This is a genomic window from Novosphingobium hassiacum, from assembly GCF_014196055.1.
GTDB classification, from domain to species: domain Bacteria; phylum Pseudomonadota; class Alphaproteobacteria; order Sphingomonadales; family Sphingomonadaceae; genus Novosphingobium; species Novosphingobium hassiacum.
The window spans coordinates 1-8,184 of sequence record NZ_JACICY010000033.1 but is presented as its reverse complement, the minus strand read 5'-3'; the positions used below and the strand labels follow the sequence as shown (position 1 = coordinate 8,184).

The following is an 8,184-nucleotide window of genomic DNA, read 5'->3' as shown; positions in this document are numbered from 1 at the left end:
ATCAGCCGGGATCGTCGGCTCCTTGCGTCGTGACATAGTGGGACTCCTTCCTACCCATTATGCCCGCCCACACACGGAAATCCTGACAGTCCCGCTATGACAATGCTTTGGCCGAGACTATCAACGGCCTTTACAAGGCCGAGGTGATCCACCGGCGGGGACCATGGCGTTCCTTTGAAGCCGTCGAGTTCGCCACACTCGAATGGGTCGACTGGTTCAACCATCGGCGGTTGCTCGAACCCATCGGCAACATCCCACCCGCCGAAGCAGAACAACGATACTATGCCATGCTGTACGAAATCCCCATGGCCGCGTAACTTAAACCAAATCGCCTCCGGCAATCCCGGCGCGGTTCAAAACAACGTCTCGGCCAGCGGCAACAAGCCCAGCATGCAACCAATGCGATAGCGGCCCCGCCTCCAGCCCGATCCGGCACACCGGCAATTCCAACTCGTCGAAATACCGCACCAGCGTCTCGGGCTCGCTGGTGACCTTGACCTCGCGGACGATCTTACCCTTCGCGTCCACGATGCACACGCTGCTCTCTTTCAGAGAGACATCGATTCCGGCATAACACTCCATGGCTGTTCCTCTCATGATGCTTGGGGCCGATCACTCGGACCCCGTTTCCAACACCATCATTCTGAGGGACAGCCACCCAACTTGGCTACTCTTGAGACGCCGGCCCATTACGGCATCTAATACCAAGACTCTCTGATCAGGACCCATGGGCCCATTGCCGCAGGCCGATGGGCATGATGCGCTATGGTTGGTCGACAAGCGTGTTCCAGGCATAGCAGCAGTGATCAACGATATCGTCGGAGGACTTGAAGATGCGGTTCGACGGCCAGTTGTCGCGCATGAACTGCCACAGGTTCTCGACGGGGTTGAGCTCGTCGCCCGTGAAAAACGCTGGAGCCCGCAGAGATGCGGGGTTTTCGTGAAAACCAAGTATTCGGAATCGCAAGGGTTTGGGCGATTGGGGCAAAAAGCTTGCGATTTTGCGCGCCCGCACGCGTGGGGGCTTCCCCTGGAAATCGGGCTGTGATTCAGTGTGCGTATTTCAGAAGTTCCGGACAGCCGTTTCACTAAGTCGCGGACAGTTGGTGTGGTATGGTCATAGGTGCCTGGTTGAGTTTCATGCTGTGATGATTTCGGCTTTCTCGGGGTCGGTCAAGAGGGATGGTCCACGTGTTTTTCGCATGCTTTCACCTTCGAGAACGATGCGGTGGGCATTGTGCACGAGGCGGTCCAAGATGGCGTCTGCAATGGTCGGCTGACCGATCATTTCGTGCCACTGCGCGACGGGCAGTTGGGCGGTGATCAACGTGGATTTGCGCTTGTAGCGTTCCTCGAAGATTTCCAGCAGGTCTCCGCGTTGCTGTTCGGTCAGGCCATGGCTGCCCCAGTCATCAAGCACCAAGCGCTGGACACGGGTTAACTTGTCGATCAGCCGGGGGAAGCGACCATCAAGGCGCGCCATAGCCAGGTCCTCGAAGAGCCTGGGCATGCGAACGTAAAGCACGGAGTAGTCGAGCCTGGCAGCCTGACGACCGAACGCGCACCCTAGCCAGGTTTTCCCTGTGCCTGTCGGCCCTGTAATGATCAAATGCTCATGCGCCTTGAGCCATTCACCCTGAGCCAGCGCGAGAACACTGCGACGGTCCAGCTTGCGGTGAGCGGAGAAGTCGATGTTCTCGATGCAGGCGTCGCTAAACCGCAAGCGTGCGGCAGCAAGTCGATTGGCAAGGCGCTTGTCGGTGCGCGTGGCCATTTCCCGGTCGAGCATGAGCCCGAGCCATTCGTCGCGGTTGAGCCCATCGCTTCCGGCTTGATCGGTCAGCTCACGATAGGCGGTGGCCATTCCGGCCAGGCCCAGTGCCTGCATTTGATTTATCATTGGGTGTGTCAGCATGATCGTCCTTTCTTCGTCATTGATAATAAGCCGCACCGCGGATGTTGCCGTGCGTGGGGGTAGGTCGGTTTGGCTCTCGGGCAGGACTCGCTTGGTCCAGTCCAGATTTGAGGATCGAGTGAACCGAGGCGTAGGTGGTGGCTTCGATCGCCAGCGCCCGGTCACAGGCAGCATCAAGCCGGGCATGGCCATATCCCCGCCCAAGCGCGAGAATTCCCATTGCCGAGCGATAACCTTGCTCAGGGTGGCGCCGGTCGAGCATTATTCGCTCGACCATGATCGCCACGTTGACCCCCATTTTTGTGGCATTTGCAATCAGCGAGGCCGGAGTTCGATCTGCATAACGCTGGTGCGCCTTGGGCATGTGCGCGTTTACGGTGATGTGGAATCCGCGCTGAGAACTGCGAACGTGGCTGGCAACACGTTTGTGGTCCTGGAAGATCTCGACCACCCGCTGGGTTAGCCGCACATCGAGCTTACGCCCGATCAGGCCATGAGGCACCGAGTAGAAATTGCGGTCAACCGCAACATGGTAGTCGGGATGAACCTTTGCCGTCTTCCATTCAGCGTATTCGAACGGGGTGACTGGCAGCGGTTTGAGCGCCGCACGTTCGATCTCCTCGAACAACTCACGGCGCGACTTGCCCATGTGGCGCATCGTCTTGGCGTTGAGCAATTCAAGCAGCCGGGCAATCTCGGCGTTAAGCGCGGCCAGATCGAAGAACTGGCTGTTGCGTAATTTGGCAATGATCCATCTTTCCGCAATCAACACCGCGCCTTCTATTTTACCCTTGTCCCTTGGTTTGGCGGGCCGCGTCGGCAGGATCGTGGTATCGTAGTGTTCGGCCATCGCTGCAAAGGTCGCGGTCAGCGTCGGCTCAAACCACAGCGCCTTTGCCACTCCTGCTTTGAGGTTGTCGCAAACGATCGAGGCTGGGACGCCGCCGAAGTACTCCAATGCCCGCACTTGTCCTTCGATCCAGTCGGGAAGCCGCTGATGTAGGCTGGCAAAGGCGAAGGTATAGTTCGATGCTCCCAAAACAGCGACGAACAGCTGCACTGCGTGGACTTCACCAGTATCGGGATCAATCAATGGAAGCGTCTGCCCCGCGTAATCGGTCTGCATCACAGCGCCGGCGGCATGGCGGTGCCGATAGGTCGGTCGTAGCCGTCGCTCATACGCGCTGAAGCTGTTGCAAAACCAAGTGTAGCCAAAGCCACCGGGATGCGCTTCGCGATACTCCTGCCACAACAGCAACAATGTCACGCTCTTGCGCTTCATCTCGCGAGAGATGAGTTGCCAGTCCGGTTCGGTGGTGTCCCGCGGCGGCCGCCCCATCTGCCGGAAAAGTTTGCGCTCCAGTACCGCGTCATCGTCACAGCCTTCCGGCATCGGCCAACTGTTCACACCGGCTTCACCCGCACGCAGCAGATATGTCGAAACAGTCGACTTACCCAGCCCAAGCCGCTCTGAAACCTCACGCACCGACAGACCACTCTCGTGGGTCAGGCGTAGTATCGATCTGATGTCTTTCACGTCCGTTCGTCTCGATTGCTTCCGCCTCGGCATAATCACTCCCAGCTCCTCTGCTGGGGCGATCATGCCAAACCGGCGCACACAATGACCAACCGCGATATCTGTCCGGAACTTTCCGAAATCGCTGTCCGCGACTTTATGAAATCACTGTCCGGGACTTACTGAAATAGGTGTCCGGGACTTTGCGAAACACGCAATTCAGTGCGCTGGCCGACACGATGAGGTTCACCGATGCCGCCAAGGAAGCCCCAGCTGAGCGAGTTCGAACTGTTCCAGAGCCGTTTGGACAACATGCTCGATCCCGAACATCCGCTGGTGAAGCTGGCTGGGCTGATCGACTGGTCGCGGTTCGACGAGGTCTATGGTCGCTTCTACACGCAGAAGGGCCGGCGGGGGTTGCCGACGCGGCTGATGGCGGGCTTGCATTTGCTCAAGCACATGGAGGGCCTGTCCGACGAAGCGGTGTGCAGGCGCTGGGTTGAGAATCCCTATTTCCAGTACTTCTGCGGCGAGCAGCATTTCCGCCACAAGCTGCCGCTGGACCGTTCGTCGATGACGCGTTGGCGGGGGCGGATCGGTCCCGACAAGCTCGAGCTGCTGCTCGCGGAAACGCTCAGCGTGGCGCCGCGCACCGACGCGATGACGCCCCAGGCCTGCGAACGGGTGACGCTGGACACGACGGTCCAGACGAAAGCGATTGCCCATCCCACCGACAGCCACCTGCTCCTGCGCGGCATCGAGTGGCTTAACCGGCTTGCCAGGCAGCACGGCATCAAGCTGCGCCAGTCTTTCCTGCGTGTCGGCCGCCGGGCGCGCCGCGAGGTGTCGCGGCTGATCCATGGCCGCGGTCACAGGCAGGCGATGCGCTGGGTGAGGAAACTGCGCACCTGGCTGGGCCGGCTCGATCGCGACATCGGCCGCAAGATTGCCGGGAATGAAGCGCTCGAGGCCGCCTTTGCCGCCGCCCGCGAACGCGTGGCGCGCATCCTCACCCAGAAGTCTGGCGATGCCGACAAGCTTTATGCGCTGCACGCGCCCGAGGTGGAATGTATCGCCAAAGGCAAGGCGAGGACGCGCTACGAGTTCGGGGTGAAGACCTCGATCGCCGTCACCAACGCCAGCACCGCCGGCGGCCAGTTCATTGTTGGCATGCAGGCTCTGCCCGGCAATCCCTATGACGGCCACACCCTGACTGGGCAGATCGAGCAGGTCGAACGCTTGACCGGCGTCACTGTCGAACGGGCCTATGTCGATCGCGGCTACAAGGGCCACAAGCATGGCGGCAAAGCCAGGGTCCATATCGCCCACACCCGCGGCATCTCGTCACCGACGATCAAACGCGAGCTCCGACGGCGAAACGCCATCGAGCCGATCATCGGCCACACCAAATCCGATGGCCTGCTCGAGCGCAATCACCTCGCCGGTGCCACCGGCGATGCCATCAATGCCATCCTGGTCGCCGCCGGACACAATCTGCGGTTGCTCGTCGCATGGCTGACCGCGCTTTTGCGCGCCCTGTTCAGGGCGCTCCTCCCACCGATGCAGCCAGAACTGGCCGCCGCCTGAAAGCACAAACTTCGCTATCGAAATGTCGCCCGTCGAAGCCGGATCGCTCGACGCGACGAAGTCTTTGAAATCGCATTGTTCACGGACGACGAGCTCGGGACATCGCGGCGGCAGCGGCATCGGCGTGATGTTCGACGGCACGACCAGCTCGGCCGACCCGTGCCATCCAGCCTGATCGAGCAAAAGTACCGCATGTGCGCCCGGCGCGACGTGGAAGGCGATTTCCTCCAGGTGCATGCCCATTGCCTCGCTGTTGCACCTGGGCATGCCGATACCGGCGGCCTTGCCTTCAGCGGGACAGATCGCGCCAAAGATCCAGGCCGAAGAGCGGCGCTGATCCTTGGGCGCAGAAGGACGGGTCCCGCGCTTCGCCCAGCGCCGGGTAAGCCTGGTCTGCTGGCCGATGCGAGCTTCATCCTGCCACCACAACTCTACTGGCGTACCTTCGGGGGGGCTCTTGCGGATTTGCGCCAGACGGGCGCTGAACTCATTTTAAAAACGGCAATGTCGTCGGCCCGTTGCCCCCGGTGGCGGGGGCGAGCCGAGAGTTTGCGGTAGCCCATCGTGCGCAACTCATGGCCCAGGGCCTGCTTGCTGATCGACACGTCGAGCTCGTCCCACAGCCATTGGACCAGGTCGATGATGCGCCAGCGTACCACCCCATGCACGGCGGGCATCGGCCCAGTGAAGATGATGTCTTCCAGCGCCCAGCGATGGCGATCATCAAGAATAGTTCTGGGGCCCGGTGCCTTGCGCGTTGCCAGGCCTGCCGCACCGGCCGCGTTGAAGCGCAGGACCCACTCGCGGATGATCTGCAGCGTCACTCTCGCAACCTTTGCGGCCTCGCTCCGGCCGCCGCCGCCCAGGATCGTCGCGATCGCCAGCAGCCGCCGAACCTGCCCCGAATTCAAATCCTCCCGCAACCTGATCGCCGCTGCCATCGCAAACCTCCACGCGTTTGCCATGGTGAATCATGGCAAACGCTCAAGCAAATGCCCCCGAGAGTCGGATTCCACAGGTTCTGGTATTAGGCTGCGGCGGGAATACATAGTCGGGTCATCTTGTTCCTCGAGAATTGCAATGTCAGTGGTTCGCAGAGCCTGTCAGCAGGCTGCCTTACGCATCCACTGCTTCCAACGGCACCGAAAGCGGATCATAGTTGTAGAGCCACCTAGCCCGATCACTGTCCGGATCCTTCTTGGCAAAGGCATCGCGGAATTCCTGATGGCTTTCGAAATGGAACAAGCTGGCATGCTCCGTGCTTTCGTCGACGATGCGCGCGGTGCGGTCGATACGCGCATGCTCATAGGCCTTAAGCGCGTCGGCAATGTCATCGACTGCGTCGAGTGCTCGCATCAGTACGGCGGAATCTTCAATTGCCATGACCGCGCCCTGCGCCATGTAGGGCAGAGTGGGGTGCGCGCTATCGCCGAGTAGCGTGACGCGCGTGGTGCTCCAGTAGTCGAGGCGCGGCCGGTTGTTCAGTGCCCAGCAATAGCAATTATCACGGTCGGCTGCATCGATCATCGTCTGGACGTCCCGATGGAAGCTTGCGAAATCGGCCTTAAGGTCTTCCCATGGAGCCTTGACCGTCCACCCCTCCTCCTTCCACGCCGGCCTTTCGACGCAGCCAACGAAGTTCAGCAGTTTGCCACCGCAGACCCAGTAGACGACCATGTGCTTTTCCGGCCCCATCCAGTTGACAAATATCGGCGGCTGGAAATCGGGCGGCAGATTTTCGGCTGGCACCATGACCCGCCAAGCCACGTTGCCCGTGTAATTGGCCGGCTCGGGCCCGTGCATCTGGCTGCGTACCACCGATTTGATCCCATCGCAGCCGATAAGGATGTCGCCACGGGCGGTGGTGCCGTCCGTAAAGCGCAGGGTAACTCCGCCAGCGTCTTCCGAATAGCTTTCCAGTGCCTGATCGAGGTGGATCGCCGACGGGGACAATTCGCGCACCCGTTCCTCCAGGATGCGCAGGATGTCCGGCCGATAGATCTGCATATAGGGGGCTCCGAACTTCGCTTCGTGCTCGTCGCCCAAGATGATTTGGCTGATGACCTCGCCCGTATCGTGAAGGCGAAATTCGGTCCGCAAGGGGTGCACCGAAACCGCTTCCAACCTTTCGAGCACGCCGAGCTGTCGCAGGACCCGTGTGGCGTTCGCGCTGACCTGAATGCCTGCGCCAACTTCGCCCAGCTCGGGCGCCTGCTCGAAGACATCGACGTCATGACCGGCCTGCAGCAGTAGGCCCGCGACCGTCAGCCCACCAATACCGGCACCAGCTATCAGGATTTTTCTTCGTTTAGCCATTGAACGTCTCCGCTGATAATTCTTCAAGGGCAGTTCTTGTCATAACTGTATTTTCCAGTGCCTACGGTAATTTTCGCCACTGCAGATGTCGCGCACGGCATTAACATCAGCGCTGCGTCTCGCCCGTCAGAACCCGGCGCGTTGTATAGGCGTCAGGTTTGTAAACCCCATAATAATAGTGAGATGTCTGCGTTTTAGCGGAGGGCGGGGGAAAGTCAATACACAGACATCTCACGAATTTTGAATGCGGTATTCCGAATATTGAGGCTCGCCAAATCCATGAAACGCACCGATCCGCTTTGATTGTGGTGCCAGGACGCAACGGGCCGGAAGTGGTGATCATAGTTCGGGACTTGCCCGTTATGCGTTTTCAGCCAGCGATTGGTATCTGCTGACCGATCGACAACTCGATGAACCCAAGACCACTAATCCATTCGGGAACGTCCTGATAAGTTATCAACGCGTTGTCCGTGCCGGACGTGGCGCCCAAGGCGCAGATCCAGCTCTTGATTCCAGCGCACCGTTGCCGCCATCGGTCACGATCGTCTGATCGTCCATAGCGACAAGACTCTCGATTTCGCCCGTTTCCACGAGAGCAATAATCCGCCTGTCGAACAATTCGTTCGCTCCGCCCATGTCCGGCATGCCCACCCAGCGGCTGATCCCGCCAGTTCCAACGATGGTGACACGCTCTGCGCCGGGTCAGGTTTTAACTGCCCGCCGGATGTTCTGTCCGATTCTTTGGGGGGTGTCGTTGTCGGACGCCAAAGAAGAGCGCAGTAGAGAGCAATCCTTCGCAGCCGACGTGCCAAAATAGACTGCGGTGAAGATGCGCCCCGGAAACGTGCCG

The 8,184-nt window shown here is 60.0% G+C and carries 7 protein-coding genes and 4 pseudogenes; 3 read left to right on the top strand and 8 right to left on the bottom strand.

Annotated elements, in window-relative coordinates; all coding sequences use genetic code 11:
* Window positions 1-95: 95 nt before the first annotated feature.
* A pseudogene (locus GGQ88_RS20715) lies at window positions 96-317 on the top strand (integrase core domain-containing protein); the annotation flags it as partial.
* Between the two features lie 37 nt (window positions 318-354).
* On the opposite strand, the pseudogene GGQ88_RS20710 reads toward GGQ88_RS20715, so the two are convergent.
* The 4 genes and pseudogenes from GGQ88_RS20710 to istA form a co-directional block, all read right to left on the bottom strand.
* A pseudogene (locus GGQ88_RS20710) lies at window positions 355-582 on the bottom strand (IS110 family transposase); the annotation flags it as partial.
* A gap of 181 nt (window positions 583-763) precedes the next feature.
* Window positions 764-895, bottom strand: a pseudogene (locus GGQ88_RS20705) (IS630 family transposase); the annotation flags it as partial.
* 243 nt (window positions 896-1,138) lie between these two features.
* Window positions 1,139-1,915: an IS21-like element helper ATPase IstB gene (gene istB, locus GGQ88_RS20700; RefSeq protein WP_183615319.1), complete on the bottom strand. Its 777-nt coding sequence runs from the start codon at window positions 1,913-1,915 to the stop codon at window positions 1,139-1,141.
* Window positions 1,916-1,931: 16 nt separating this feature from the next.
* On the bottom strand, window positions 1,932-3,485 hold the full coding sequence (gene istA, locus GGQ88_RS20695; protein ID WP_183615318.1) for an IS21 family transposase: 1,554 nt from the start codon (window positions 3,483-3,485) through the stop codon (window positions 1,932-1,934).
* A gap of 198 nt (window positions 3,486-3,683) precedes the next feature.
* Between istA and GGQ88_RS20690 the strand changes: the two genes are divergently transcribed.
* Both GGQ88_RS20690 and GGQ88_RS20685 read left to right on the top strand, forming a co-directional pair.
* Entirely contained in the window at window positions 3,684-5,018 is a 1,335-nt protein-coding gene (locus tag GGQ88_RS20690) for an IS5 family transposase (protein ID WP_183615316.1), read from the top strand.
* Window positions 5,019-5,040: 22 nt separating this feature from the next.
* Window positions 5,041-5,193 carry a hypothetical protein gene (locus GGQ88_RS20685; RefSeq protein ID WP_183615320.1) on the top strand — a complete coding sequence of 51 codons (153 nt, stop codon included), beginning with the start codon at window positions 5,041-5,043 and terminating at the stop codon, window positions 5,191-5,193.
* Here GGQ88_RS20685 and GGQ88_RS21865 read toward each other — a convergent pair.
* From GGQ88_RS21865 to GGQ88_RS20670, 4 genes and pseudogenes are all read right to left on the bottom strand, one after another.
* A pseudogene (locus GGQ88_RS21865) lies at window positions 5,151-5,447 on the bottom strand (transposase); the annotation flags it as partial. The gene GGQ88_RS20685 and the pseudogene GGQ88_RS21865 overlap by 43 nt on opposite strands.
* Before the next feature lie 2 nt (window positions 5,448-5,449).
* Window positions 5,450-5,959, bottom strand: coding sequence for a helix-turn-helix domain-containing protein (locus tag GGQ88_RS20680; RefSeq protein WP_183615315.1), 510 nt, complete (start codon window positions 5,957-5,959; stop codon window positions 5,450-5,452).
* A gap of 175 nt (window positions 5,960-6,134) precedes the next feature.
* A complete protein-coding gene (locus GGQ88_RS20675) occupies window positions 6,135-7,334 on the bottom strand; it encodes an FAD-dependent monooxygenase (RefSeq protein ID WP_183615314.1) in 1,200 nt (399 codons plus the stop codon).
* 456 nt (window positions 7,335-7,790) lie between these two features.
* Window positions 7,791-7,979 carry a hypothetical protein gene (locus tag GGQ88_RS20670; RefSeq protein ID WP_183615313.1) on the bottom strand — a complete coding sequence of 63 codons (189 nt, stop codon included), beginning with the start codon at window positions 7,977-7,979 and terminating at the stop codon, window positions 7,791-7,793.
* Between the last annotated feature and the right edge of the window lie 205 nt (window positions 7,980-8,184).